This window comes from Rathayibacter sp. AC182, assembly GCF_979253875.1.
In genome coordinates, this window is sequence record NZ_CEEDEK010000005.1 from 449,239 (window position 1) to 475,711 (window position 26,473).

Below are 26,473 nucleotides of genomic sequence, written 5' to 3' on the forward strand. Positions count from 1 at the left end.
TGTAGCATGGTTGAAACTTGCCGGAACAGCATTTGGGATACAAACGAGGAGTCCTCGCGGTGACCACCACTCTGGAGCCGCCTCACCCCTCGCCCTGCTGGGAGCTACACATGACTGCTGTATCCCGCACCACCGCTCCGCCCGCTTCGAGGCCACACGGTCGCCTCCGTCCTCGACTCCATCGGCTTCACCCGTGCGCAGTTCTGGGTGTTCCTGCTGATCCTGGCCGGGGAGTTCTTCAACACGCTCGAGCAGAACTCGGTGGGCGCCATGGGCAGCCACATCAAGGAGACGCTGCAGATCGGCGACATCCAGCTCACGACGATCAACACCGCCACGGTCATCGGCGGACTGATCGGCCGTGTGCTCGCCGGCTACCTCGCCGACCGCTACGGCCGCCGCTTCTCGCTCAGCCTCAACCTGCTGATCTACACGCTCGGCGGCCTGATCAGCGCCCTCGCGATGAACTACGAGATGCTGCTGGTCAGCCGGCTCATCGTCGGCATCGGCATCGGCGGCGAGTTCATGATCGGCCTCGTCATGCTGTCCGAGATGGTCTCCACCCGCTTCCGCGGCACCGCGATCGGCGCCGTCAACGTCGGCGCCGGTGGGCTGGGCAACTTCCTCTCCTACGGTCTCTTCCTCCTGCTGCTCGGACCGCTGGAGACGCCCCTGGGCGGGCCGGACACGGTCTGGCGCTGGTCGTTCGTGATCCTGGCCGTCCCCGCACTGCTGGTGGTCTTCTACCGCCGCAAGCTGCCGGAGACGCCGCGCTGGCTGCTCTCGCAGGGTCGCACGGAGGATGCCAACCGCTCGCTCGCGATCCTCTCCTCGAACTCGCTCACCCCTACCGGCGCCCGTCCGCCGATCGAGCTGACGCAGGCGGATCTGCCGCCCGTGCAGATGTCCGCCTCCCCCGCCGCGGTCTTCAGCCGTCCCGTGATCCGCCGCACCGCCGCCCTCGGCGTCGCGTCGTGGATGGCTTTCGGCTCGCAGGTGACGCTGAACTTCCTGATGCCCACCCTGCTCGTCGAGCGCGGCTACTCCGTCTCGGAGAGCCTGCTCTACACGATGATCATGAACATCGGATCGCTCCTCGGAGCCACGACTGCCGCCCTCATCGCCGGCCGCGTCGGACGGCGGCACCGCAGTGGGCGCCGCAGGAGGTGCTGGGGTGTCTCACCGCGCTCGCCTTCGCCGGCTTCGGCAGCGGCACCGGGGCGATCCTGGTGCTCGGCGTCCTCTTCCAGTTCTTCACCATGGTCACCAACACCACTCTCGCGACGTGGACCGCGGAGATCTTCCCGACCGCGATCCGCGCCTCCGGAGCCTCGATCGTGAACGGCATCGGCAACATCGCCGGTGCGGTCATGCCGTTCCTCGCTGTCGCACTGTACGGCTCGTTCGCCTTCGCCGGCGTCTTCGGACTCGCCGCCGTGATGTATGCGGTGCTGGTGGTCGCCTCCCGATTCGCCCCGGAGACACGGGGCGCTCGCTCGAGGACGTCAACGAGAACGCCATCGCCGCCGCCCACTGACCCACGCCCCCGGCGCTCCGGCGCCGGGGCGCGAACCCACAAGGAGCACCATGGACACCCTCACCGTCTCGGCCACCGCCAACGGACTCAACTACCTCCCCGAGTACGTCGCCGACGTCGGCGGCCTCTTCGCCGACCGAGGTCTCTCCGTCACCGCCACGGCGCGCGATCCCTGGACCGGCGTGCTCGACGACCTCGATTCCGGCGCAGCGGACCTCGCCCTCGGCGGTCTCTGGGTGCCCGGGATGTACGCAGGCACGAGTCGGGAGCTGACCGTCGTCGGTCAGCTCAACCACCGCTTCCCCATGACGATCGTCGCCCGCGACGCGCCCGGCCCCGTCGGACTCGACTGGCTCGCCGGCAAGGTGGCCCTCGCCCCGGGCGCCGGTGGCAGCGCGCCGTACGAGTACACCGCCGGCCTGATCCGCGAGGCCGGGCTCGACTCCTCGGCGACCCGCTGGGCCCGCGACCTGTCGACGGCCATGATGCTGGAGCTCTACCGCGGCGGCCTCGGGGACGCGATCGTGCTCGACCTGCTCTCGGCGAAGGAGCTGGTCGCGTCAGGGGAGGTCGGATCGTGTTCCAGCACCTCGACACGGGCGTGATGCCCAACAGCGTCTACTACACCCGCACCGAGCGGGTCGCGGAGCTCGCCGACCGCACCGAGCGCTTCGTCGACGCGATCGAGACGGCCATGCAGAAGATCACCGCGGGCGAGGCGGGGCCCGAGATCGACGCGGTGCTCGCCGCTCGCTGGCCCGACCAGGATCCGGTGCTGCTGCGCGAAGCGGCCGACGAGATGGCGGCGGGCGGTGTCTGCGGACACCACCGTCATCGACGAGGCCGCCTCCGACAGGTGGATGAGGATCCTCGCCGAGGCGGGCCTCGTCACCAGGGCACCCTCGCTCGCGGAGCTCACCGGGACCGCCGTGGTCGGCGCCCGCTGATGACGCTCGTCCTCGCCTCCGAGCAGATCGCCGCACTGCTCCCCGCTGTCGACGTCCTCGGGACCGTCGAGCAGGTGTTCGCCGACCTGGGGTCCGGGATTCTGAGTCAGCCGGCCCCGACAGCACCTCCTGGGAGGACGACGGACTCGTCCTCCCCATGGCGGCCCGCTCGGACGCCCTCGGACTCGCCGCCGTCAAGCTCATGGCGGACCTGCCTGCGAATGCGGCACGGGACTCCCCACTCAGCGCTCGACCATCCTGGTCACCTCCCTGCAGACCGGCGAGTGCGTCGCAGTGCTGGACGGTGCGCTGATCACGCGGGGCCCGCACCGCCGCTGCATCGGCGGTCGCCACGCGGCCACCTCGGGAGGACGGGCAGCCGGATCCTCGGGCTCGTCGGCGCCGGCAACCTGGCCGTCGAGCACGTTCGATCACTGAGCGCGGTCATGGACGTCGACGAGATCGTCGTCTGGTCGAGGTCGGAGGCGACGCTCGACCGGTTCTCGGAGGCGGTCGGGCGGCCGGTGACGCTCGCCGGGTCTCCTCAGGTCGTGGCCGAGCGCTGCGATGTGCTCTGCACGCTCACGCCCTCGATCGACCCGATCGTGCGCGGAGTGGCTCCACCCCGGTGAGCACGTGAATGCCGTCGGCGCCCGGCCCCGACCGGAGCATCGCGAGCTCGATTCGGCGGCGATGACGATCGGGACTCTCGTCGTCGACAGTGCGGCGACCGCCCGCGCCAAGTCGGGCGATCTCGTCCGCGCGACCGCCGAGGGCGCGATCGACCCGGTCGCCGAGCTGCGCGAGCTCGGCGACGTCGTCGTCGGAACCGCTCCGGGCCGCACGAGCGTCGAGGAGATCACCGTCTTCGACTCTGTCGGCCTCGCCGCCCAGGACCTCGCCGTCGCGGCAGCACTGGATCGACCTCGCGCGCCTGCGCGACGTCGGCACCGAGATCCGCCTCTCGCCCGCGGCGGTGATGGTCCTGATGCGCATCGCCGTCGTCAACTGCAACACCACCGAGTCCATGACCGAGACGGCCGCGGCGCGTGCCGGCTCGCCGTGGGGCCCGGCACCGAGATCGTCCCGGTCACCCCGAGCTGGGAGTCGCCTCGGCCGAGGGCTGGTACGACAGCTTCCCTGAGCGCCGCGGCCGTCCTGCACACCCTCGAGCGCCTCCCCGCCGACATCGACGGCGTCGTGATGGCGGGCTTCGGCGAGCACGGCCGCGAGGGCCTGGAGCTGCTCGACGTCCCCGTCGTCGACATCACCGAGGCCTCCGCGCACCTCGCCATGCTGCTCGGCCGTCGCTACGGAGTGGTCACCACCGTTCGCCGCGCGGTCGGGCAGATCGAGGACAGCCTCACCACCGCCGGACTGATCGCGCACTGCGCTGCGATCGAGGACACCGGGCTGGGCGTCCTCGGGCTCGACGTCGACCCGGAGGCTACCCTCGAGGCGTTCGTGGCCGCGGGCGTGCGCGCCGTCGCCCGCGGCGCCGAGGTGATCTGCCTCGGCTGCGCGGGGATGGCGGGACTCGAGGAGCACGTCAGCGCACGCCTGCCCGTGCCGGTCGTGGACGGTGTCGCCGCCGCGGCCGCCCTCGTCGAGACACTGGTCCGCCACCGTCTGGGCACCAGCCGGATCGACAGTTACGCCCGTCCTCTTCCGAAGGCGCGGAGCTGGCCGGGCGGGTGAGCGTGTTGAATGGAGCGGCCGTCGCTAGGAGGACCCCATGACCCTCGTCACCCCCGAGGAATCGCTTGGCGAGCCAGACCTACCGGTCGCTCCGGAAGCGGATCATCCTCGGCCACTATCCGCAGGGCTCGCGACTCGTCGAAGCGTCGCTCGCCGCCGATCTGCACGTCTCGCGCCTCCCCGTCCGGGAGGCCGTCCCGCAGCTCGCCAACGAGGGCTTCGTGCGCATGTCCCCCCGCCGTTCGACCCGCGTCGCCCAGTGGAGCGAGGAGGACGTGGTCGAGCTCTTCGACGTCCGCCTCAGCCTCGAGGACGCTCGCCGCGCGTCTCGCGGCCCGCGCGGTCGCGGCCGGCGCGTCCCTCCAGCCCCTGCTCGAGGCGATCGAGGCCGAGCACCGCGCGCTCGACAGCGAGGACTGGCTCGACGTCGCCGAGACCTCCACCGTCGTGCACGAGGCCGTCGTCGAAGTCGCCGGGAGCGCCCTCCTCGCCTCGCTGATGCGCGCGGTCACGGGCAGGATGACGTGGCTCTTCTACCTCACCAGCGCCCGTGACCAGCGACAGCGGTCGGACGAGCACCACGGTCTCCTCGAGGCGATCCGGTCGGGCAACGACCGCCTCGCGGAATCCATCGCCTTCACGCACATCGAGAAGGGACGGGCTCCCTCGCTGCTGATGCTGCAGAAGTCCTGACCTCCGCCGGGATCGCGGATCGGAGGGCCGACCCGCAGTCCCCCTCCTCCCCAGGGTGCCCGCGTCCGATCCGTCCCCCGCTCACCGCCGGGCGGACGAGGATGTCGGTGGTCGCGTGTTGACTCGTGGACATGAGAGAAACTCGAGAAGACGATCCCTCCGAGTCGGCGCTCGCGGAGGTGAGGAGCGCGGTGATCGCGCCGGCGCGCTCGCGCGCTCCGCGGCACCGGTCCTGCTGGCGGCGGCCGAGGAGCTGCACGCGGGGTACCGGGCGGCACTCGCACACCCGGAGGCGTTCGCCCGGGGCCTGTCGCGCAGCGAGACCGACGAGCTGGTGGAGCGGTCGATCCGAGCGGAGTTCGCAGTCGCACTGGGCGTGTCCGAGCGGGTCGCGTCGCGCGAGCTCGACGAGGCGCAGCTGCTGGTCGAGGAGCTGCCGTGCACGCAGGCCGCGCTGGCCGCAGCGCTCATCCGCTGGGAGGCGGGGCGGCTGATCTGCGCCGTCGCGCAGACCCTGCCCTCCTCCTCCCGGGCGGTCTTCGACGAGCGGGCGGCGGGGCTCGCCGTCTCGATGACCCCCACTCAGCTGCGCCGCGCCGTCGCACGGCTCCGCGAGGAGGTGCACGAGGAGCCCCTCGAGCGGCGGCACGTCCGCGCTCGCGAGGACAGGGCGGTCTGGATCGTGCCCGAGGTCGACGGCATGGCGACCCTGTGCGCGCTCCTCCCGGCACCGGTCGCGCTGGGCGCGTTCGCCCGCCTGGATCGCATCGCACGGACCCTCCGCGACGGCGCCCCGGGAGCGACGTCCGGCACGCCGACGCCGGCGCGGAGACTGACGAGCGCACGCTCTCGCAGCTGCGGGCCGACGCGCTCGCCGATCTGCTCTGCGACGGCGACGTCTCCGGCACCGCCCCGACCGAGGAGGGGGTCGTCGCCTCACGCGCCTTCGTGCCGGGGGTGCGCGCCGAGGTGCGCCTCACGATCGCCGCGAGCACCGCCGCGGGCCTCGACGACGCTCCGGCCGACCTCGACGGCTACGGACCGATCTCCGCCCGTGCTGCGCGGGAGCTGGTGGGCACGGCGGCCTCCTTCACCCGGGTCCTGGTCGATCCGGTGTCCGGCGGTGTCGCGTCCGTCGGCCGCACCCACCGGGTCCCGCCCGCTCGGATGCGGCTCCACCTGCAGCTGAGGGATCGGACGTGCCGATTCCCGGGCTGCACCCGCTCCGCCGCCACCGCCGAGGCCGACCACACGATCGAATGGCGCCACGGCGGCGAGACCGCGCTCGACAACCTCGCGTCGCTCTGCGTCGCCCACCACCACGTCCGCCACGGCGACCGCTGGACCTACGTCCTGCATCCCGACGGCACCGCCGACTGGACCACTCCCACCGGACGGCGCGTGACCACCCGTCCGGCCCCGGTCCCCGGCGCCGCTCGCGCGTTCTCGGGCGGACCGAGGTTCGAGGACGCCCCGCCGCCGTTCTGACCGGTCGACCCCCGCGACGGCGAGGCGCGACGGCGAGGCGCGACGACGGAGAGAGGCGGCCACGCGAGGCGAGGCGACGGAGGGGCGGCGAGAGGCGGCAGCGGAAAAGCGGCGAGGGGCGGTGGCAGTGAGAGGCGGCGGCGGCGAAGCGGCGAGGGGCGGTGGCGGAGAGAGGCGGTGAGGCGCCGCCGCGGAGAGACGCGGCGAGACGCGGCGGCGGAATCCAGGGGCGAAGTGCGGCAGCGCGACCCGGCAGCGGGGCGCAGGGGTGCAGCGGCGCCGTCGGGAGGAGCGAGCCCGCCGCACCGGGGTACCGGATCGTTACACGGCAGCGCGAGGACGCTGTTGCGTCACAAGTTTTGTTCACGGTAACATCCGAGCAGAGGACGCGATCACTCGGCGTCCACAGCACATCCTGCACTCACTGCACCTCGGGCCGCTAGGCCCGACCACCACCGGGCCTTCGCGCCCACCCCATCCCGGGCGCTCTTCGGCGCGCCCGCGGTCTCAAGGAGGAGACACATGTCCACGAAGAGGCGTATCGGCCAGTTCCTGGGTTTCGCAGCGGTCGGCGCGATGGCGTTCGGCCTCGCAGGCTGCTCCGGCGGCGACTCGGAGGCGGGAGCCGGCGGCGAGGGCGACCTGACCACCATCGGATTCGTGGCCGTCGGCCCCGAGGGCGCGTGGCGCCAGGCGAACGAGACCAACATCGAGGACACGTTCACCGAGGAGGCCGGCTACGAGCTCAAGTACGCCCCCGCCACCAACGGCGACCAGAAGTCCCAGATCGACTCCTTCACGTCGTTCGTCGACGAGGGCGTCGACATCATCCTGCTGTCGGCCACCGAGGGCTCCGGCTGGGAGGACTCGCTCGAGCGCGCTCGGGAGGCCGAGATCCCGGTCATCCTGATCGACCGCGGCATCGAGCCGGACGACTCCGACCTCTACGTCACCCGCATCGCGCCCGACAACATCGCGGTCAGCACCTCGGTCGCCGACTGGGCCACCACGACCTTCCCCGACGGCGCGAACTACTTCACGCTCGAGGGGCCCCGCGGGCGTCTCGGTCGTCAACGAGCGCAACGAGGGCTGGGACGAGGTCATCGGCGCCGACTCGAAGTTCGTGAAGCTCGGCGCGCAGACCGCCAACTGGTCGACCGAAGAGGCGAAGAGCGTCTTCGAGACCGTCCTGAAGTCGAACAACAACGACGTCCAGCTCGTCTTCGCCCAGAACGACGAGATGGGCCTCGGCGCCGTCCAGGCCGTCCAGGAGGCCGGCCTCACCCCCGGCACCGACGTCAAGATCGCCACGATCGACGGCACCAAGAACGCGCTGCAGGCCCTGGCCGACGGCGAGCTCAGCTTCGTCGCCGAGTACAACCCGTTGTTCGGCGAGACCGCCCTCGACGCCGTCGAGAAGACGCTGGCCGGCGAGACCGTCGAGTCCTCCATCGTCGTCCCGAGCGAGACCTTCGACTCGCCCGAGGTGGCCGCCGAGGTCCTGCCCGACCGCAAGTTCTAGGGCCCGACCGCAGCCCTAGGGCTCACACCCTCCCCTGCGGAACACGCGGGGCCCGGACGATCTCCGGGCCCCGCGTCTCCATCCCTCGGCGTCACCGCTTCCGGTCCGCCCTGCTCGAGAACGGAAGGACGCGACATGACAGGCTCGCCTCCGATCGTCGAGATGAAGAACATCTCGATCAGCTTCCCGGTGTCAAAGCGCTCGACGGCGTCGACCGCCTCTTCCCGGGCGAGGTCCACACGCTCATGGGCGAGAACGGCGCCGGCAAGTCCACGCTCATCAAGGCCCTGACCGGCGTCTACCGCATCGACAGCGGCGAGATCCTGGTCGGCGGCTCCCCCAAGCGCCTCGGCGGCACCGCCGACGCGCAGGCGGCCGGCATCTCGACGGTGTACCAGGAGGTGAACCTGGTCACGAACCTCTCCATCGGCGAGAACGTAATGCTCGGCTACGAGGTCCGCGGCCCCTTCGGCATCAACTGGAAGGCCACGCACGCGGCGGCGAAGGTCGCCCTCGGCAAGCTCGGGCTCGACCACCTCAACACGCGCCAGTCGCTCTCCTCGCTCTCGATCGCGATGCAGCAGCTGGTCGCGATCAGCCGCTCGACGGTGAGCGACTCGAAGGTCCTCATCCTCGACGAGCCGACCTCGAGCCTGGACGCGAACGAGGTCGAGAACCTCTTCACCGTCATCCGGCGCCTGCGGGCCGAGGGCGTCGCGATCCTCTTCGTCTCGCACTTCCTCGACCAGGTGTACGCGATCAGCGACCGCCTGACCGTGCTGCGCAACGGCACCTTCATCGGCGAGTACCTCACGCCCGATCTCGACCGCACCTCGCTCATCTCGAAGATGATCGGCAAGGACATCGCGGCGCTGCGCTCCCTCGACTCCGAGCGCGAGAACAGCGACCACCTCTACCGCGACGCGCCGCTCTACACGGCCAAGGGGATCGGCCGGAAGGGCTCGATCGAGCCCACCGACCTCACCCTGCACCGCGGAGAGGTCGTCGGATTCGCCGGGCTCCTCGGCTCCGGCCGGACCGAGCTCGCGCGCCTGATCTACGGCGTCGACAAGCCCGAGACGGGCGAGATCACGCTGCACGGCAAGAAGATCGACGTGCCGACGCCCACCGCGGGCCTCGCGCACAAGATCGCGTTCTCGAGCGAGAACCGCCGCGACGAGGGAATCATCCGCGACCTCTCGGTCCGCGAGAACCTGATCCTCGCGGTCCAGGCCAAGCGCGGCTGGGCCCGTCCCCTCTCCAAGAAGGAGAAGGACGACATCGTCGCGAAGTACCTGGTCGAGCTCAACGTCCGCCCGGCCGACCCCGATCGCCCGATCAGCAAGCTCTCCGGTGGCAACCAGCAGAAGGTCCTCCTGGGCCGCTGGCTCGCCACGCACCCCGAGATCCTCATCCTGGACGAGCCCACCCGCGGCATCGACGTCGGCGCCAAGGCCGAGATCCAGGAGAAGGTCGTCGCGCTCGCCGGCGAGGGCGTCGCCGTGATCTTCATCTCCTCCGAGCTCGACGAGGTGGTCCGCCTGAGCGACCGCATCATCGTGCTCAAGGATCACCGGGTCATCGCCGAGATCCTCAACGGACCCGCGGTGACAGCGGAGTCCATCGTCACTACCATCGCCGCAGAGGGAGTCGTCGACGAGGACGTCGTCGTTCTCGAAGGCGCCACGCAGGAGGCCGCATCATGAGCAGCGACACCCGAGCCGGCAGGACCTCGTTCCTGACCGGCCTCATCCGGAGGCAGTGGTTCTGGGGAGCGGTCGCGATCGTCCTCCTCCTGCTGATCAACGTCGTCAAGGACCCGGGCTACCTCGCGGTCTCGATGAGCCCCACCACCGGCTACCTCGTCGGCAACGTCATCGACATCGCCCGAGCGGCGGCTCTGATCCTCATGATCGCCGTCGGCATGTGCCTGGTCGTCGCGACCGGCGGCATCGACCTCTCGGTCGGCTCGATCATGGTCGTCGCCGGAGCCGTCTCGATGGAGTTCCTGAACGCCCAGGGCGCTCCCGACTCCCTCGGCGCCGCGGCCGCCGCCTTCGGCCTCGCGCTGCTCGTCAGCGCAGTGCTCGGAGCGGTCAACGGCGTGCTCGTCTCGGTGGTGGGCCTCCAGCCCTTCATCAGCACGCTCGTCGTGATGCTCGCCGGCCGCGGTCTCGCCAAGGTGATCACCGGCGGCCAGAACACCGCCGCCACCAACGAGCCGTTCCGCTGGCTCGCCAACGGCTACGTCTTCGGCCTCCCGGTCGTCTTCCTCCTGGCGATCGCCATCGTCGTCGCGGTCGGCCTCCTGGTCCGCCGCAGCGCGCTGGGCCTCATGATCGAGGCCATCGGCATGGACGCCAAGGCCGCCCGCCTCGCGGGCATCAACCGCCGCGGCCTCCTCCTCACCGCCTACATCAGCAGCGGCGTGCTGGCCGGAGTGGCGGGCGTGTTCGCCACCGCGAGCGTCATGACCGTCGACACCTCCCGCACCGGGTACCAGCTCGAGCTCGACGCGATCCTCGCGGTCGTCATCGGCGGCACGTCGCTCGCGGGCGGCAAGTTCAACATCGCCGGAGCCGCGGTCGGAGCGATCCTGATCGCGACCCTCGACAAGACCGTGGTCTTCCTCGGCGTCTCCTCCTCCGCGACGCCGGCCTTCAAGGCGATCGTGATCGTCGCTCTCTGCCTCCTGCAGTCCGAGCGCGTCCGCTCCGCCTTCTCCCACCGTCGCGAAGCGCGTCGTCGCGCCCCGCAGAAAGAGGCGATCCCCGCATGAGCGCCCTGCTGACCCGCTCCGCCCCTCCGGCGAGCTCCGAGCGCACGAGCGCCCGGTCCTTCTTCAGCCAGCACCTCGACAAGCTGCCGACCCTCGCGGCGCTCGTCATCTTCGTCGGCATGATCGTCTACGGCGAGGCGGCCTACGGCCGGATCCTCCAGGCGAGCACGCTGTCGAACCTCCTGGTCAACAACGCGCACCTGATCATCCTCGCGGTGGGGCTCACCTTCGTGATCCTGACCGGGGGCATCGACCTCTCGGTCGGCGCCGTGATCGCCTTCAGCAGCGTCAGCGGCGTGCTGCTGATCAACGCCGGCTGGAACCCCTGGATCGTCATGGTCCTGATGATCGTCATCGGCTCCGCGTTCGGCCTGATCTCGGGCATCCTGATCCAGTACTTCGACGTCCAGCCGTTCATCGCGACGCTGGCGATGATGTTCCTGGCGCGGGGGCTCGCCTCGATGCTGAGCACCGTGCCCGAGCGCCTCCCCGAGGACTCGGCGGTGCTCTCGCTCGCGACGCCGATCAAGCTGATCGACGGGCCCAAGGTCAACGACTTCGTCATCAGCCCGGGCGTCGTCATCGCGCTGCTCGTCGTGGCCGGGGCGTTCTTCGTCCTGCACCGCACGCGGCTCGGCCGCACGGTCTACGCGATGGGCGGCTCCGAGCAGTCGGCGGCGCTCATGGGCCTCCCGGTCCTGCGGACCAAGCTCTCGATCTACGTGATCAGCGGCACGCTCGCCGGTCTCGCCGGAGTGGTCTGCACGGCCCGCCTCGGCAGCGCCCAGAACATCACCGGCACCGGATGGGAGCTCGACGCGATCGCGGCGACCGTCATCGGCGGCACGCTGCTGACCGGAGGCGTCGGCTTCGTGCTCGGCTCGGTCGTCGGCGCGCTGGTCCTGGGTTTGATGAACGTCCTGATCACCCGCGACGGCGGCATCCCGCCCGAGGCGACCACGATCATCACCGGCGGCATCCTCCTCGTGTTCGTCCTCCTGCAGCGCGCCGTGATGCGGCGCAGCAGGACGTAGCGCGCACCCTCCACGCACCGACTCCGACGGCACCCTCGAGCCCCTCACGGGTCCGGGGGTGCCGTTCGTCGTTGTGCTGCGAGCGCTGCGGATTAGAGTGCGCCGGAGGTGCCCGCACCCCTTCACGTTGACGTCAACATCGTGTTACCGTGAACACGCCGACGTGTGTCGGCCCCCTCCACTCAGCAATGGTGCCGACCTAGGAGCAAGCGCGATGAAGCCCTTCCTACGACCCCTCGTCATGGCGACAGCCGTGGCCCTGGCGGTCCCCCTCCTCTCCTCGCCGCCCGCCCAGGCCGCCGCGAACCCCGAGAACCTCGTCCTGCGCTACCAGCTGACCGAGACCAGCGGCACCGTCGCCGTCGACAGCTCGGGCAGGAACCGCAACGGCACGATCGTCGGCGGAGCGACCCCGGGCGGCGACGCGGGCCTGCGGCTCGACGGCACCGACGACCACGTGAAGCTGCCCGACGACGTCCTCGCCGGGCTGAACTCGATCACCGTCAGCACCGAGGTGCTGGTGCGTCCCGAGCAGACGGGCAACTACTTCGTCTACGGGCTCGGCACCGCCGCGACGAGCAACTCCGGCGCCGGCTACCTCGCCACCCTGGCCGACAACCGGTACCGCACCACGATCACGCCGAGCAACTGGCAGGGTGAGCAGAACGTCGAGACCGCGTCGCCGCTCTCCCGCGGCGTCTGGAAGACCCTCACCTACACGCTCGACGATGCGAGCGACACCGCGCGCCTCTACCTCGACGGCAGCCAGGTCGCCGTGAAGACGGGAGTCACCACGACCCCGCCTCGATCGGCGGCGGCACGACCACCGCGAACTTCATCGGCCGCTCCAACTACGCCGCCGACCGCACGCTCGCCGGCAGCGTGCGCGACTTCCGCATCTACGACAACGCGCTCACCGCCGCCGAGGTCGCCGCCCTGCAGCCGACCGCGGCGACGAAGGCCGCCCGCGACGCGTCCGCGCTGGCGCTCGGCGACCTCTCGGCCGTCCAGGCGAACCTCGCACTGCCCACGACGGGCGCCAACGGATCCACGATCACGTGGGCCTCGAGCGCTCCGCAGACGATCTCGACGAGCGGAGTCGTCACCCGGCCCGCCGCCTCCGCGGGCAACGCGACCGTCACCCTGACCGCGACGATCACGAGCGGCTCCGAGTCGCGCACGAAGGCGTTCACCGCCACCGTGCTCTCGCAGGCCGGCGACCAGCAGGTCGTCGACGCGGCCGCCGCCGGCCTCGCGATCCCGGACCTCGGCGACGTGCGCGGCAACATCACGATCCCCGCGGCTCCCGCCGGCACGTCGATCAGCTGGACCTCCAGCGACCCGGCCGTGATCTCGACCACCGGAGTCGTCACCCGCCAGTCCGCCGACCGCACCGTCACGCTCCGCGCCACGGTCACCAAGAACTCGGCCACCGCCACGCGCGACCTCGTCGCCACCGTGCGCGCCTCGAAGGAGCTCGGCGCTCTCGAGGGCTACGCCTTCGCGTACTTCACCGGCAACAGCGTCGAGGGCGAGAACATCTTCTTCGCCGCGAGCAAGGGCAACGACGCCCTGGCCTGGGACGAGCTCAACGGCGGGCAGCCGACGCTGACCTCGACGTTCGGCGAGAAGGGCCTGCGCGACCCGTTCCTCCTCCGCTCTCCCGAGGGCGACACCTTCTACCTGATCGCGACCGACCTCTCCATCGGCCGCAACGGCGACTGGGACCGCTCGCAGCGCCAGGGCAGCCGCTACCTCGAGGTCTGGGAGTCGCACGACCTCGTGAACTGGTCCGAGCAGCGCCACGTGCTGGTCTCGCCCGAGACCGCCGGCAACACCTGGGCGCCCGAGGCGCACTGGGACGCGAGCATCGGCGCGTACGTCGTCTACTGGGCCTCGAAGCTCTACGCCGAGAACGACCCGAACCACACCGGCAACGTGAACAACGTCATGATGTACGCCACCACCCGCGATTTCACGACCTTCAGCACCCCGCAGGTCTGGCAGAACACCTCGCGCATCGACTCCACGGTGCTCGAGCAGAACGGCACCTTCCACCGCTTCACGAAGGACGAGGGCGCGAGCGGCACCGGCTGCTCCGACATCATCCAGGAGAAGTCGACGTCGCTCCGCGCGCCGCTCACCGGCTGGACCACCGTCGACAGCTGCATCGGCCGCGACGCCGGCACCGGCGCCGTCGAGGGCCCCACCGCCTTCGCCGCCAACCCCGGCGACGTCAACGGGCAGAAGAACTACCTCTTCGTCGACGAGTACGGCGGACGCGGCTACATCCCGCTGCAGACCGCCGACCTGAACGCGCCGAACTGGCAGGTCGCCCCGGACTACGACCTCCCCGCGAGCCCGCGCCACGGCACGGTGCTCCCGGTGACGGCCACCGAGCTCGCCGCGCTGCGTGCGGCCGAGCCCGCCGGACCGACCCCGGTCACCGCGAACGCGGCCGGCGAGATCCTCCGCTACTCCTTCGACAACGGCTCGGGCACGACGCTCGAGGACGTCTCGGGCAACGACCGCGACGGCACGATCGTCGGCGGCGCGGCCTGGAGGTCCGGCGCCCTCGCGTTCGACGGCGTCGACGACCACGTCGACCTGCCGGACGACGTCCTGGCCGGAGTCGAGGACATCACGATCGAGGCCGAGGTGAAGATCGACCCCGCCCAGGGCACGCCGTACTTCCTCTACGGACTCGGCAACTCGTCGAACAACGCCGGCGACGGCTACCTGTTCACCACGGGCAACGCGTACCGCACGAGCATCGCCTCCGGGAACTACACGACCGAGCAGACCGCGAGCTCCGGCTCGAACCTGCCCCGCGGGCAGTGGGCGAAGCTGACCTACACGCTCTCGAACGGCACCGCCACGATCTACCTGAACGGGGCGAAGGTCGCGACGAAGACCGGAGTCACCACCGTGCCGGCGGACCTCGGCGGCGGACGCACCACGGCGAACCACCTCGGCCGCTCGCTCTACGGCGGCGACAAGCTCTTCACAGGCGAGTACCGCGAGTTCGCGCTCTGGAACCGCGCCCTCACCGAGAGCGAGGTGCTGACCCGCTCCGGGTCGGCCGACCAGATCGCCGGAGTCTCGCTCACCACGCCCGACGTGCTGAAGGTCGCTCCGATCGTCGACTCGGCCGCTCGGACCGTCACCTTCGCGGTGAAGCCCGGCACCGACCGCTCGAAGCTGGCCCCGACGTTCACCACGGCGACCGGCACGACCGCCTCCCCGCCTCCGGGACCGTGCGCGACCTTCGCACGCCCGTCACCTACACACTGACGGCGGCGGGTGGCGCGACCGCGACCTGGACGATGAAGGCCATCGAGATGAAGAGCCCGGTCATCCCGGGTCTCTACGCCGATCCCAACATCGCGGCGTTCGGCGACACCTTCTACATCTACGCGACGTCCGACGGCTTCCCCGGCTGGGGCGGGAAGACCTTCTACGTCTGGTCGTCCAAGAACCTCGTGGACTGGACGCGCTCCGCGCAGCCGATCCTCACCCTCGACGGCGCGAACGGGAACGTCCCGTGGGCCGTGGGCAACGCCTGGGCGCCGACGATCACCGAGAAGGGCGGGAAGTACTACTTCTACTTCTCGGGCCACAACGCGTCGCTCGACCGCAAGACGATCGGAGTGGCCGTCGCCGACAGCCCCGTCGGCCCGTTCACCGCGCAGCCCACCGCGATGATCACCAACGGCGAGTCCGTGACGTCCGGTCAGGCCATCGACCCGGCCGCGTTCACCGACCCCGCCACCGGCAAGAGCTACCTCTTCTGGGGCAACGGATCGCCCGTCTACGGCGAGCTCTCGGACGACATGCTCTCGATCAAGGCGGGCACCATCAAGCGGATGAGCGGCCTGACCGACTACCGCGAGGGCAGCTTCGTCAACTACCGCCAGGGGCTGTACCACCTCACGTACTCGATCGACGACACCGGATCCGAGAACTACAAGGTGGGCTACGCGACCTCGACGAGCGTCGACGGCCCGTGGACCTACCGCGGTGTGATCCTCGAGAAGAACCCGGCGCTGGGGATCCTCGCCACCGGTCACAACTCGATCGTCAACGTCCCCGGCACGGACGACTGGTACATCGCCTACCACCGCTTCGCCATCCCGGGCGGAGACGGCCAGCACCGCGAGACCACGATCGACCGTGTCACCTTCGACGCGACGACCGGGCTGATGCAGAAGGTGACGCCGACCCTCGAGAGTGTGCCCGCGCAGACGATCACCGACCCGGCGCCGCTGCGAGCGGCGATCACCGGAGCGGCGACCGTCGGCAGCACGCTGACCGCGACCGCCTCCTCCCCCTGGACCGCCACGGCGTACCAGTGGAAGCGCGGCGGGGTGGACATCGCCGGCGCGACCGCGTCGTCGTACGTCCTCACCGCCGCCGACCGCGGCACCGTGGTCTCGGTCGCGGTGACGGCCACGAAGCCCGGCTGGTCGCCGGCCACGGCGACGGCGCAGACCAGCGCGGTCACCGGCACAGCCGGGATCGTCGGGGCGACGACCACGACCAGCACCCGCTGCGTCGCGGGAAGATCGTGGTCACCGTGACCGCGACCAACCCGAACGCCTTCCCGGTGAAGACGACGATCACCACGGCCCACGGCTCCAAGTCCTTCGCCGAGGTCGGCGCCGGGAAGACCGTCACGGCGGCCTTCACCGCCCGCACGGCGAGCGTCCCTGCCGGTGAGGCCACCACCACCTCGACGGCGTTCGTCGCGGGCAAGCCCGCCTCGGCGACCACCACGACCCCCACCTCCGCGGCCAGCTGCGGCTGACCACGGGATCCGACCGACACACAGAACCGCGGCGGCGACGGCGCCGCCGCGGAGAACGGAGAACACCCGCAATGAACACCCGATCGCTCCTGATCCGCACCACCGCCGGCCTCGCCGGTGGCCTGCTCCTGCTCGGCACCGCCGAGACCGCGATGGCGGCCGAACTCGAGTACGGCAACGACGACGTCGACGTCAACGTCGACATCGCCCCTCTGCCCGGAGGAGGCGCGCTCGATGACCGTCGCCGGCACCTCCGCAGAACTGGTCGGAGCGGCTCCGCCGCCGTGATCCGCCAGTTCACCGGCACCCTCCCCACCGTCACGGTGACCGACACCCGCGATCCCGCCGACATCCCCGCCACCCCCGGCTGGTACGTCGTCGGAACCGCGTCCGACTTCACCAACGCCGAGGGCGACGTCATCGGCGCCGAGAACCTCGGCTGGCAGCCGAACGTCATCGACGGAGGCGACACCGGACTCGTCGCCGAGGGCGACCGCGTCGACACCGCGATCGACGAGGGCCCGAACAACGTCGGCCTCGTCGACAAGGAGCTCCTGTTCCTCACGAACGAGTCCGCGGAGGTGGCTCCCACCGGGCCTTTCACCGCGAACGCCGACCTGTTCCTCCGCACCGAGCCCACCGTCGAAGCCGGCGAGTACTCCTCCACCCTCACCCTGTCGCTCTTCGAGTGACCCGTGGGAGGCGCGGCCGGGCATCCGCTCGGCCGCGCCTCCCTGTTCTGCACGTGACATCCTGGGATTCTCATGACCGATCAGCGACGATCCTCCCGTCGGCCGCGCGCCGCGCTCCTCGCCCTCCTCGCGCTGGCCCTCGCCGTGCCGACGCTGGCCGCGGCTCCGCCCGCCTCCGCCGAGACCGCCGGCGACGTCTCCTGGGCCATGCGCCCCGCCTCCGGCGGCGAGGCGGACAAGCGCTCGTGGATCGAGCTCGAGCTCGATCCGGGCGCCGAGGTGCAGGAGGAGGCCGCGGTCAGCAATCTCAGCGCTCAGACGGTCACCTTCCGCATCACCGCGGCCGACGGCTACTTCACCGACACCGGCCGCTTCAGCATGCTCCCGTCCTCGGAGCCCTCCGTCGAGGCGGGCACCTGGATCGACGCTCCCGAGTCCGTCACGGTCGACCCGGGCGCGACGGCCGTCGTCCCCTTCACCGTCACCGTTCCCGAGGACGCCGAGCCGGGCGATCACGCCGCCGGCATCGCCGCCTCGATCACCTCCGTCGGCACCGAGGAGGGCGGCGGCCTCCGTGGGCGTCGAGAGCCGGGTCGGCTTCCGCGTGATGACCCGCGTGAGCGGAGAGGTCTCCCCCGGCGTCGCCGTCGAGAACGTGCGGAGCGACTACCGCCTCGACTGGAACCCGCTGCACCCCGGCTCCGTGGCCGTCGACGCCGAGATCGTCAACACGGGCAACGTCCGGCTGCTGCTCGACGGCACGGTGAGCGCCGGCGGCGCCTCCGCCCCGCTCGTGCCCGAGGAGGGCACGCAGCAGGAGCTGCTCCCGGGAGACCGCCGCACGGTCTCGGTCGTGCTCGACGGCGTCTGGCCGCTCTTCGCGGTCGGAGTCGACTTCACCGTCGCCCCGACGGTCGTCACCCCATCGGAGGAGCTCGTGGAGATCGCCCCGGTCTCGCAGTCGGCGACCGTGACGGCGATCCCCGTGCCGCAGCTCCTCTCGCTGCTCGGCGTGCTGCTGATCCTCGGCGCCCTGTTCGCCGGCCGCCTCCGCTCGCGCCGCCGCGTCGCGGAGCTCGTCCGCGAGGCCAAGGAGGAGGGCCTGCGCGAGGGCGCGCTGAGCACGAAGGCGTGAGCGCCGAGACATGAGCACCGAAGACGATGCCCGGCGGATCGCGCTCGCGCTGCCCGGCGTCCAGGAGCGCACCTCCTGCGGCACGCCCGCCTGGTACGCCGGTCGCTCGATCTTCGCGCGACTGCTCGGGACGCCCGGCGACCTGCTCTGCTGGTGCGCCGATCTCGCCGAGCGCGAGGCGCTGCTGCACCGCGACCCGGAGACGTTCACGACGACTCCGCACTACGACGGGCACGCGAGCGTGATCGTCCGGCTGGAGAGCATTTCGGTCGGGGACCTCGAGCAGGTGCTGCACGAGGCGTTCCGCGCCCGCGCCCCGAAGAGGCTGCTCGCCGACCTCTGAGGGCGGCGTCCTCGCACGAGAGGTCGCCGGCCGCTAGGCGCGGTCGGGTGTGGCGTGTGCCTCCATCACGGCGTGCGCGAGATCGATCGGGACGCCCAGCGGATGCGTCGTGAGCGGCACCGCCAGCCGCTGCCGGTGCGGCCCGACCGCGACCGGAGACCGTGGCCTCCTCACCGTCCCGGACCACCGATGTGTAGTGCAGACCGGGCACCTCCTCCGCCATGTTGCTCTCGGGGAGGGCGAGGTCGTAGAGCAGGATCCGCCAGTGCCCGTGCACGGAGGCGTCCGGGTAGCTCGACCAGCTCCTCTCGCTGACGGGCCGGAGATCCAGGTGCGGACGGAGCACCCGGTAGAGCCCGTCGGCGCTGATGAAGGCCGGAACGTCGACGGATCGTCGCGAGGCGAGGGCGAGCCCGGTCGAGTCGTCGGTGAAGGTGATGCCCTCGACGAGGATGCAGCCCTCGACCTGGGAGTCCTCCAGCCGCGTCAGCTCGGCGAGGAGGTCGCCGCGGAACGTCGCACCGCGGGGAGAGAGGGAACAGCTGACACCTGTGGTGCTCCGATCATCGGTGACCGCCGCCTGCACCGGACGAGGGACGATCCGCCCCACGGTACGGGGTGGCCGCGCCCGGCCGCCTGCGCCGCGGGCCGGTCGGCGCGAGACGACGCGGGCTGTCCGCCACCTGTCGGCGGGCTGTTGACCCCTGCGAAAGGGGTCGCCTAGGCTGGCGGACCGCCAGGAAAACGCATTCCAGCACCCTGGTCCATCGATGCCGAGGGATTCAATGCCGAATTCGTTCCTACGTCCGCGCGCGACCTCGTCCGGTCACGCTCCTTCCCGGCGGGCGGTGCGCTCCGGCGTCTGCCTCGCCCTCGTCGCCGGCGTCTCGCTCGCCGCGGCGATCCCCGCCTCGGCCGCGCCGCTCGACGCCGCGTCCGGCAGCCCCGTCCTCACCGCGCAGCTCGAGGACCTCGACCGCGGCGTCGTGGCGCTCGCCTCGCCCGACGGAGGGGTCTTCGTCAGCTGGCGCCTGCTGGCGACCGAGGTCACCGGCTCCTCCGACAGCGGCATGGTCGGCGCCGATTTCGCCGTCTTCCGCGGAGCGGAGAAGGTCGGAGTCGTCACCGACAGCACCAACCTGCACGATGCCGACGGCGCTCCAGGCGACGAGTACCGCGTCGTGCCGATCGTCGACGGCGAGCCGGGCGAGCCCAGCGCGCCCGCCACCGCGTCGGCCGATGCCTTCGAGACCCTGCCGCTGCAGAAGCCCGCCGACAGGGTCACTCCGGCCGGCGAGGCGTACACCTACAGCGCCAACGACATGAGCGTCGGCGACATGGACGGCGACGGCGACTACGAGTACGTCGTGAAGTGGTACCCCTCGAACGCCAAGGACGTCTCGCAGAAGGGCTACACCGGGAGCACCTACCTCGACACCTACGAGGCCGACCGGCACACTGCTGCACCGCATCGACCTGGGCGTCAACATCCGCTCGGGTGCGCACTACACGCAGTTCATGGTGTCCGACTTCGACGGCGACGGCGCGCTCCGAGATCATGACCAAGACGGCACCCGGCACCCGCGTGCTGCCCGGTGGCGACGCCTCCGAGGCCGAGTCGATCACTCTGCTGCCCGAGGACGTCGCGGCCGGCGTCACCGCCGACGACGACTACCGGATGTCCGCCGCCGACTACCGCGAGCACCTCGTCGGGGTCTTCCAGGGCTGGGGCGAGCGCGAGGATGGTCGAGCGAGGCAGTGGCCCGCCACCCTCGAGGAGGCGTTCGGCACCGCTCCGACGCACGAGTACCCGCTCGACCGCGCCGGCGCCGAAGAGCTCGTCGACTACTTCATCGACGTCTACGCACCGGCCGCAGCGACCGCAACGACCTCACCACCTTCGAGGGCTTCGTGCTCACCGGGCCGAGTACCTCACCGTGTTCGACGGCGAGACCGGAGCCGAGCCTCGAGACCGCGGCCTACGAGCCGGGTCGCGGGGACGACGGCCTGCTCTGGGGCGACTACGCGATGTCGCGCATCGAGCCGGGCAACCGCGTCGACCGCTTCCTCGCGGGAGTCGCGTCGTTCGACGGCGAGACCCAGTCGGCCGTCTTCGCCCGCGGCTACTACACGCGCGCCGTCGTCGTCGCTTACGACTGGGACGGCCGCGAGCTGACCCAGCGCTGGAAGGCCGACGGCGGCCGCGTGCCGATGACGAACCCCTTCAACGACGGCCCGCACGGCCGCGAGGGCACGAGCGAGGAGTGGGGCCGCCTGACCACGCAAGGGCTTCCACTCGCTCAGCGCGGCCGATGTCGACGGCGACGGGCGCCAGGAGATCGTCTACGGCTCCGCCACCCTCGACGACGACGGCAGCCTGCTCTACAGCTCCTACGACACGCTGCCCGAGGGCAGCGCCGACCGGGCGTCGAGGCCAAGCTCGGCCACGGCGACGCGATGCACGTCACCGACATCGATCCCGCGAACCCCGGTCTCGAGATCTTCACGGTGCACGAGGGCGGCGCCTACGCCCCCTACGGCTACGCAATGCGCGACGCCGCCACCGGCGAGCTGCTCTTCGGCGGCTACACCGGCAAGGACACCGGTCGCGGCATGATCGGCGACATCGACCCCGCCCTGCCGGGCCAGGAGGTCTGGGCGGTCGGCGAGTTCTCGAGCAGCGGCGAGCCGCTCTCGGACACGCAGCCGGGCACCAACCAGAGCATCCGCTGGGCGGCCGACGTGACCACGCAGATCGTCGCGAGCACGACGATGCAGGACGCCACTCCGGTCACCCCGACGATCGTCACGGGCGACGGCGAGGTGCTGCTCTCGGCCGAGGGCACCGTCACCAACAACGGCACCAAGGGCAACCCGTCGCTGGTCGCGGACGTGCTCGGCGACTGGCGCGAGGAGCTCCTGCTGCCGACCGCCGACTCGAGCGCGATCCGCGTCTACTCGAGCACCGAGGTCACCGACCGCAAGCTGACCACGCTCATGCACGACCCGCAGTACCGGGTCGAGGTCGCGCGCCAGAACACGGCGTACAACCAGCCGTCGTACACCTCGTACGGCCTGGCGAGCGACATCGACTGGTCGACCGTGCCGGTGCTCGCGCAGCCGGGGACCCGGGGCCGACTCCGGAGCCGACGACCGCGCCGACCACGGAGCCCACCACCGCGCCGACTCCCGGACCGACCGCGGAGCCGACTCCCGAGCCGACGGCGACCGCGCCGGCGCCCGCTCCCGCTCCCGCTCCGCTCCCGGTGAGCCGACCGCCGCTCCGACGCACACCGCGGCGCCCGGCGCCTCCGGCGGATCGCACTCCGGCACGGGCTCGGGCACCGGTCTGGCCTCGACGGGCGTCGACCTGTCGCTCCTCCCGGCCGGGGTGCTCGCGCTCCTGCTCGGCGGTGCGGCCCTGCTGGTGCACTCCCGCCGCCGCTCCTCGAGCACGGACTGACACCGTGCCCCAGATCGGCATCCGCGACGTCGCCGCCCGCGCCGGCGTCTCGGTGACCACCGCCTCGTACGCGCTGAACCGCCCCGAGCCGGGTCTCCAGCGCGGCGATGGCGGCGGTCGCCGACGCGGTCGCCGAGCTGGGGTACATCCCGAACGTGGCGGCGCGGCAGCTGCGGGCGGGCAAGAGCATGGCGGTCGGAATGGCCGTCGTGAACCTGGGCAACCCGTTCTACGCCGAGCTCGCGCTCGGGGCGGAGCACGGCGCCGAGGAGGCGGGCACTCCCTCGTCCTCGGCGCCACCCAGGACTCGGCCGCGCGCGAGCTGCGCTACCTCGACCTCTTCGCCCGCCAGCGGGTCGACGGGGTGCTGCTCGCTCCGATCGCCTCCTCGCTCGACCACCTCGACGCGTTCGCGCAGCGGGCGTGCCGGTCGTGCTGGTCGACCAGGTCGACCCGCGGGGCGAGCTGCTGTCGGTCGCGCTCGACGACGTCCTGGGCGGCCGGACGGCGGCCGAGCACCTGCTCGCGAGCGGGTGCCGACGCCTGCTGTTCCTCGGCGGGACCTTCCGGATCCCCCAGGTGCGCGACCGCTTCGAGGGGTTCGTCGAGGCGGTCCGGCCCTCCAGTGCCGCGTTCTCCTCGATCGAGACGGTGTCGATGGGCCCCGGGCTCGGACGCGAGCTGGGCGAGCGGATCCTGGCGATGCCCGCCGACGAGCGGCCCGACGGGATCTTCGCGGCCAACGACGAGCTCGCGCTGGGCGTCATGCAGAGCCTGGTCCGCGGCGGAGTCTCGATCCCGGGCGAGATCGCGATCGTCGGCTACGACGACATCCCGTTCGCCGACGCGGCCGTCGTGCCGCTGACCTCGGTGCGCCAGCCCACCCACCGCATGGGCGAGTGCGCGGCCCAGCTGCTGATCGCGGCGATCCGCGGCGACGCGGACGTGCGGTCGGCGGGCTTCGAGCCCGAGCTGATCGTGCGGGCGTCGACGCGCGCGGTGCGCTGACGCGCACCTCCGCCGCCACCACCCTCCGAGCGGGCTCGCCGACCTGCCAGGATCGCCGGGCGACCTCTCCTACCGCGACCACCGGCGGATCCGCCTCCCGCACCCTCGAGGAGCTCGGCGCGGGCGTCTGCACCGGTGGCGTGGTCGCACGCCGACGAGCGGCCCCGCGTCCTCCTCGCGACGCGAGCGGATCGAGCGCTGGGCGACGCTCGCGATCTGCCTGCCGGTGGTCGCGGGTGCTCTGGCACTGCTCGCCGTCGGCCGCGCCCGCTGGGCGGCCGCGCTCTGCGGGCTGATCCTGGGCGGGGTGCTCTGGTACCTCCTCCGACGCGCAGTCCCGACCGACGGAGCGTCGGCTCGGCGCGCTCCTGCCCGCAGCGGTGCTGTTCTCGGCCCGAGATCACGAGTCGACGAGCGACACGGGGGCGAAGGACCTCACCGACCGTCTCCGAGACGCAGGCTCCGCGCTCTGCGTCCTCGATGTACTACGTGCTCTCCGTGAACGACGAGCGGATCGCGGTGTGGACCGACGAGAACCCGCCGCGGCCGCTGGACTTCCTGCTCGTCTCCCCCACGCTCCTGTTCTGGCCCACGCTCCTGTTCTGGCCCACGCTCCTGTTCTGGCCCACGCTCCTGTTCTGGCCCACGCCCTGTTCTCGGCGCGGGCCGCGTACGAGCGCGCGGTCGTGGCCGCCGCCGAGATCACGGCGCGGCTGCCCGGCCGACCCCGCCGCACGACGTGGCAGGATGCGACGGTGCGCATCCTCGTCCCCGTCGACCGTCCCTGGAGATCGTGGGCGGCAGTGAGGACGACGGACGGCTGACGGACGTGTCGGTCGCGTTCGACGGCGTCGTGCTGCGGACCATGGAGCGCACCGGGACGCGGTGGGTGCGCGGCGTCGTCCTGGGGACCCGCACGGATCGCGTGAGCACCGCGACGCTGGCCGTCGAGGGCCTGCTGTTCGAGACGACGGTGTTCGCCGGGTCCCGGGCCGAGAACCGCGCGACGATGGAGGCGGTCTCGACGCGGTCGACGACGCTCGCCGCGACCGGAGGCGACTGGGAGCCGCTCGACGTCGACGGCACGACGTTCGCGCTGTCGGCGATCCGCTTCGACGCGGGCTTCGCGGCGAGCGCCGACCTCGGGCCGCGCGCGTCCTCGCCGCGTGGAGCGCCGATGCCTCCGTGCAGCTGCCCGCGCCGACGCTGGTCGACGCGCCGGTCTGAGCGCGAGCGCGCGGGACGGGCAGGTGACCCAGCGGCGGGGACACGCGGTCGACGACGGCGAGGACTAACGTCGGGCTCGCCGGCTCCCCGACGTCGCGCGATCACCTGGGATCGCCGCGGACGCACCGTCGGCACCCGAGCGGATCAGGGCCGATCCGCCCGATCGAGCTCGACGTCTGGACCGACCGTGACAGCTGCGCGCACCGCCCTCGCCATCCTCCTCGCGCCCGTGCTGCTGGCGGAGTCTCTCGGCCGCCGCGCCCGCTGCCGCGGCGACTGCTGCCCGCCTCCTCGACGATCCTGTCGTCGACGGCCCTGGCGACCGACTACTACCGCCCGATGATCCACCTCGCGCCTCCGCTGAGCCTCCCCGGCTGGTCGTGGGCGACCTTCGCGCAGGGCGAGAACGCGCTCTACGCCCAGACCCGCGAGCCGGCCTACCTCGCGGACGGCATGACCTGGGGAGGCCTCACCTCGGTGGAAGATCTCGACCTCCGGACTGGATCCCGACGACCGCCAAGGCCGGCCAGGTCCACCACTCCTCAACGCCTCGATCCGCGCGCCTCGCTGACCTCGATGGACGCCCGGATGGCGCGGGAGCCTGGCGACCCTCCCGATCGACCAGTACGACTGGTCGGACGCGCACTTCATGGGCCTCGCCAACTGGGCCTACTGGTCGAAGCGCACGGGCGACCCGGCCTACCTCGACAAGATGGACGCCCTCTACCGGTGGTCGCGCGACGAAGGCGGTCTGAGCGACCGCTGCGCGGGTGCAGCGGTCCCGCAGCCCGGGCTCTTCGACGCCGCGGAGGGACCTCTGGTACCGGGACTGCCGGTACGTCGGCGCCACCGACTCCAGCGGCGGCAAGGTCTTCTGGGGACGCGGCAACGCCTGGGTGATGGCCGGCATGGCCGACGTGATCGCAGCGCTGCCCGCCGGAGACTCCCGCGCCGATCCCTACGAGGACATGCTGCGGACGATGGCCGCCCGCATGGTCGGGCTGCAGGGTTCGGACGGACTCTGGCGATCGAGCCTGCTGAACACCGCCCTCTTCCCTGCTCCCGAGACCAGCGTCACCGCGCTCACCGCCCTACGCCCTCGCCGCCGGGATCCGTCCGGGACCCTCGACCGGGCGACGTACCTGCCGTCCGTCACCCGGGCGTGGGAGGGACTGACCACCGTCTCGCTGCAGCCGAGCGGTTTCGTGAGCGGCTGGCCAGGCCGTCGGGTTCCAGCCCGCGCGGAACTACACGGCCGCCGCTCCCCGGACCGCGCCGACAGCCGCCTCGACCGGCACCTGCTCACCGACTCGCCCCCCTTCTGCGTGGGAGCGTTCCTGCTCGCCGGGAGCGCGATCGCGGCGTTTAACCAGAACGACGCCGACGCCGACACCGACGCCGACGCCGACGCCCACTGCGACCGCGACGGCGACGGCCGCACCCAGCGCCACGCCCTCGGCCACCCCGACGTCGACCGCGCCCGCAGCGCCGGACACCGTCAAGCCGAAGGTCGTCCTGCTCGCTCCGCAGGCGAACGCGACGGTGTCGGGCACGGTCGCACTCACCGCGACGGCGACCGATGCCTCCGGTATCCACAGCATGAGCTTCTACCTCGGCTCGACGGCGATCGGGCGAGGCGTCCCTGGCGCGAACGGCAGCTACACCTACTCGTTCGACTCGAGGGCGTACGCCGACGGCTCGTACCAGATGACCGCCAAGGCGAAGGATCCCGCCCGCAACACGGGTGTCAGCCCGACCGTCCGCTTCACCATCGCCAACGCGGCTCCCACCGCCACGCCGACGCCGACCCGCACACCGACCGCCACGCCCACGCCCACCCGCACGCCGACCGCCACGCCCACGCCGACGCCGACTCTCACGCCCCGGCCGACCGCCACGCCGGCTCCGGCACCAACGGACCCGGGCGGTACCAGAACACGTCCTCCGCCGTCGCGTACTCGGGCACGTGGACGGCTCTGAGCGCCTCCGCCGACGACGGAGGCGGCTCCGCCTACAGCTCCGAGGTCCACCGCATCGGCGACGCTGACGTTCACCGGGACCGGAGTGCAGTGGATCAGCCGGCTCTCGCCGTCCGGTGGG

The 26,473-nt window shown here is 71.6% G+C and carries 22 protein-coding genes and 7 pseudogenes; 28 read left to right on the plus strand and 1 reads right to left on the minus strand.

Annotated features, from left to right (window positions below; all coding sequences use genetic code 11):
* Window positions 1-207 precede the first annotated feature (207 nt).
* The 18 genes and pseudogenes from AC0CII_RS12725 to AC0CII_RS12810 all read left to right on the plus strand — a co-directional run bounded on the left by AC0CII_RS12725 (window position 208) and on the right by AC0CII_RS12810 (window position 17,197).
* Entirely contained in the window at window positions 208-1,341 is a 1,134-nt protein-coding gene (locus AC0CII_RS12725) for an MFS transporter (protein WP_465229633.1), read from the plus strand.
* Window positions 1,230-1,460: pseudogene (locus tag AC0CII_RS12730) on the plus strand (MFS transporter); the annotation flags it as partial. The gene AC0CII_RS12725 and the pseudogene AC0CII_RS12730, both read left to right, overlap by 112 nt.
* A gap of 127 nt (window positions 1,461-1,587) precedes the next feature.
* On the plus strand, window positions 1,588-2,142 hold the full coding sequence (locus tag AC0CII_RS12735; protein WP_465230893.1) for an ABC transporter substrate-binding protein: 555 nt from the start codon (window positions 1,588-1,590) through the stop codon (window positions 2,140-2,142).
* A gap of 761 nt (window positions 2,143-2,903) precedes the next feature.
* A pseudogene (locus AC0CII_RS12740) lies at window positions 2,904-4,182 on the plus strand (aspartate/glutamate racemase family protein); the annotation flags it as partial.
* Window positions 4,183-4,247: 65 nt separating this feature from the next.
* Window positions 4,248-4,376 (plus strand): annotated as a pseudogene (locus AC0CII_RS12745) (GntR family transcriptional regulator); the annotation flags it as partial.
* Between the two features lie 175 nt (window positions 4,377-4,551).
* Complete coding sequence (locus tag AC0CII_RS12750) at window positions 4,552-4,875, plus strand: FCD domain-containing protein (protein WP_465230894.1); 324 nt, start codon at window positions 4,552-4,554, stop codon at window positions 4,873-4,875.
* Window positions 4,876-4,990: 115 nt separating this feature from the next.
* Complete coding sequence (locus AC0CII_RS12755; RefSeq protein ID WP_465229634.1) at window positions 4,991-6,064, plus strand: DUF222 domain-containing protein; 1,074 nt, start codon at window positions 4,991-4,993, stop codon at window positions 6,062-6,064.
* The gene (locus tag AC0CII_RS12760; protein ID WP_465229635.1) at window positions 6,043-6,363 is read left to right on the plus strand and encodes an HNH endonuclease signature motif containing protein; all 321 of its coding nucleotides are present in this window, start codon (window positions 6,043-6,045) and stop codon (window positions 6,361-6,363) included. Before AC0CII_RS12755 ends, AC0CII_RS12760 begins: the two co-directional genes overlap by 22 nt.
* 576 nt (window positions 6,364-6,939) lie before the next feature.
* Window positions 6,940-7,347, plus strand: a pseudogene (locus AC0CII_RS12765) (substrate-binding domain-containing protein); the annotation flags it as partial.
* Between the two features lie 118 nt (window positions 7,348-7,465).
* Window positions 7,466-7,885 (plus strand): substrate-binding domain-containing protein, encoded by a 420-nt coding sequence (locus AC0CII_RS12770; protein WP_465230895.1) that lies wholly within the window; start codon window positions 7,466-7,468, stop codon window positions 7,883-7,885.
* A 135-nt stretch (window positions 7,886-8,020) separates the two neighbouring features.
* A pseudogene (locus tag AC0CII_RS12775) lies at window positions 8,021-9,591 on the plus strand (sugar ABC transporter ATP-binding protein).
* On the plus strand, window positions 9,588-10,664 hold the full coding sequence (locus AC0CII_RS12780) for an ABC transporter permease (RefSeq protein ID WP_465230896.1): 1,077 nt from the start codon (window positions 9,588-9,590) through the stop codon (window positions 10,662-10,664). The pseudogene AC0CII_RS12775 and the gene AC0CII_RS12780 overlap by 4 nt, the downstream one beginning before the upstream one ends.
* Window positions 10,661-11,698 (plus strand): ABC transporter permease subunit, encoded by a 1,038-nt coding sequence (locus AC0CII_RS12785; RefSeq protein WP_465230897.1) that lies wholly within the window; start codon window positions 10,661-10,663, stop codon window positions 11,696-11,698. Before AC0CII_RS12780 ends, AC0CII_RS12785 begins: the two co-directional genes overlap by 4 nt.
* Before the next feature lie 241 nt (window positions 11,699-11,939).
* Window positions 11,940-12,446, plus strand: a pseudogene (locus AC0CII_RS12790) (LamG-like jellyroll fold domain-containing protein); the annotation flags it as partial.
* A gap of 134 nt (window positions 12,447-12,580) precedes the next feature.
* Window positions 12,581-14,992, plus strand: coding sequence for an immunoglobulin-like domain-containing protein (locus AC0CII_RS12795; RefSeq protein ID WP_465229636.1), 2,412 nt, complete (start codon window positions 12,581-12,583; stop codon window positions 14,990-14,992).
* Window positions 14,956-16,278 (plus strand): family 43 glycosylhydrolase, encoded by a 1,323-nt coding sequence (locus AC0CII_RS12800; protein WP_465229637.1) that lies wholly within the window; start codon window positions 14,956-14,958, stop codon window positions 16,276-16,278. The genes AC0CII_RS12795 and AC0CII_RS12800 overlap by 37 nt, the downstream gene beginning before the upstream one ends.
* The gene (locus AC0CII_RS12805; RefSeq protein WP_465229638.1) at window positions 16,275-16,505 is read left to right on the plus strand and encodes a hypothetical protein; all 231 of its coding nucleotides are present in this window, start codon (window positions 16,275-16,277) and stop codon (window positions 16,503-16,505) included. The genes AC0CII_RS12800 and AC0CII_RS12805 overlap by 4 nt, the downstream gene beginning before the upstream one ends.
* 71 nt (window positions 16,506-16,576) lie before the next feature.
* Window positions 16,577-17,197: a hypothetical protein gene (locus tag AC0CII_RS12810; protein ID WP_465229639.1), complete on the plus strand. Its 621-nt coding sequence runs from the start codon at window positions 16,577-16,579 to the stop codon at window positions 17,195-17,197.
* 350 nt (window positions 17,198-17,547) lie between these two features.
* Here the strand turns inward: AC0CII_RS12810 and AC0CII_RS12815 are convergent, their stop codons facing one another.
* Window positions 17,548-17,676 (minus strand): hypothetical protein, encoded by a 129-nt coding sequence (locus tag AC0CII_RS12815; protein WP_465229640.1) that lies wholly within the window; start codon window positions 17,674-17,676, stop codon window positions 17,548-17,550.
* 95 nt (window positions 17,677-17,771) lie between these two features.
* On the opposite strand from AC0CII_RS12815, the gene AC0CII_RS12820 reads away from it, so the two are divergent.
* The 10 genes and pseudogenes from AC0CII_RS12820 (at window position 17,772) to AC0CII_RS12865 (ending at window position 26,353) form a co-directional block, all read left to right on the plus strand.
* Entirely contained in the window at window positions 17,772-18,332 is a 561-nt protein-coding gene (locus AC0CII_RS12820) for a hypothetical protein (RefSeq protein WP_465229641.1), read from the plus strand.
* A gap of 10 nt (window positions 18,333-18,342) precedes the next feature.
* Window positions 18,343-18,675, plus strand: coding sequence for an MmcQ/YjbR family DNA-binding protein (locus AC0CII_RS12825; RefSeq protein WP_465229642.1), 333 nt, complete (start codon window positions 18,343-18,345; stop codon window positions 18,673-18,675).
* Between the two features lie 785 nt (window positions 18,676-19,460).
* The gene (locus tag AC0CII_RS12830; RefSeq protein ID WP_465229643.1) at window positions 19,461-20,237 is read left to right on the plus strand and encodes a rhamnogalacturonan lyase family protein; all 777 of its coding nucleotides are present in this window, start codon (window positions 19,461-19,463) and stop codon (window positions 20,235-20,237) included.
* On the plus strand, window positions 20,164-21,945 hold the full coding sequence (locus tag AC0CII_RS12835) for a rhamnogalacturonan lyase family protein (RefSeq protein ID WP_465230898.1): 1,782 nt from the start codon (window positions 20,164-20,166) through the stop codon (window positions 21,943-21,945). The genes AC0CII_RS12830 and AC0CII_RS12835 overlap by 74 nt, the downstream gene beginning before the upstream one ends.
* 616 nt (window positions 21,946-22,561) lie before the next feature.
* The gene (locus AC0CII_RS12840; protein WP_465229644.1) at window positions 22,562-23,146 is read left to right on the plus strand and encodes a substrate-binding domain-containing protein; all 585 of its coding nucleotides are present in this window, start codon (window positions 22,562-22,564) and stop codon (window positions 23,144-23,146) included.
* A gap of 226 nt (window positions 23,147-23,372) precedes the next feature.
* The gene (locus AC0CII_RS12845; protein ID WP_465229645.1) at window positions 23,373-23,648 is read left to right on the plus strand and encodes a hypothetical protein; all 276 of its coding nucleotides are present in this window, start codon (window positions 23,373-23,375) and stop codon (window positions 23,646-23,648) included.
* Window positions 23,636-23,953 (plus strand): hypothetical protein, encoded by a 318-nt coding sequence (locus AC0CII_RS12850; RefSeq protein WP_465229646.1) that lies wholly within the window; start codon window positions 23,636-23,638, stop codon window positions 23,951-23,953. Before AC0CII_RS12845 ends, AC0CII_RS12850 begins: the two co-directional genes overlap by 13 nt.
* Window positions 23,940-24,716 (plus strand): hypothetical protein, encoded by a 777-nt coding sequence (locus AC0CII_RS12855; protein WP_465229647.1) that lies wholly within the window; start codon window positions 23,940-23,942, stop codon window positions 24,714-24,716. The genes AC0CII_RS12850 and AC0CII_RS12855 overlap by 14 nt, the downstream gene beginning before the upstream one ends.
* A 427-nt stretch (window positions 24,717-25,143) precedes the next feature.
* Window positions 25,144-25,518: pseudogene (locus AC0CII_RS12860) on the plus strand (glycoside hydrolase family 88 protein); the annotation flags it as partial.
* A 397-nt stretch (window positions 25,519-25,915) separates the two neighbouring features.
* Complete coding sequence (locus AC0CII_RS12865; RefSeq protein WP_465230899.1) at window positions 25,916-26,353, plus strand: Ig-like domain-containing protein; 438 nt, start codon at window positions 25,916-25,918, stop codon at window positions 26,351-26,353.
* Window positions 26,354-26,473: the final 120 nt, after the last annotated feature.

Excerpts from the sequence above, each read along its gene's own strand:
- AC0CII_RS12760 (WP_465229635.1), top strand. The coding sequence starts at position 6,043 with ATGCGGCTCCACCTGCAGCTGAGGGATCGGACGTGCCGATTCCCGGGC.
- AC0CII_RS12785 (WP_465230897.1), top strand. The coding sequence starts at position 10,661 with ATGAGCGCCCTGCTGACCCGCTCCGCCCCTCCGGCGAGCTCCGAGCGC.
- AC0CII_RS12830 (WP_465229643.1), top strand. The coding sequence starts at position 19,461 with ATGCCGAATTCGTTCCTACGTCCGCGCGCGACCTCGTCCGGTCACGCT.
- AC0CII_RS12735 (WP_465230893.1), top strand. The coding sequence starts at position 1,588 with ATGGACACCCTCACCGTCTCGGCCACCGCCAACGGACTCAACTACCTC.
- AC0CII_RS12780 (WP_465230896.1), top strand. The coding sequence starts at position 9,588 with ATGAGCAGCGACACCCGAGCCGGCAGGACCTCGTTCCTGACCGGCCTC.
- AC0CII_RS12825 (WP_465229642.1), top strand. The coding sequence starts at position 18,343 with ATGAGCACCGAAGACGATGCCCGGCGGATCGCGCTCGCGCTGCCCGGC.
- AC0CII_RS12810 (WP_465229639.1), top strand. The coding sequence starts at position 16,577 with ATGAACACCCGATCGCTCCTGATCCGCACCACCGCCGGCCTCGCCGGT.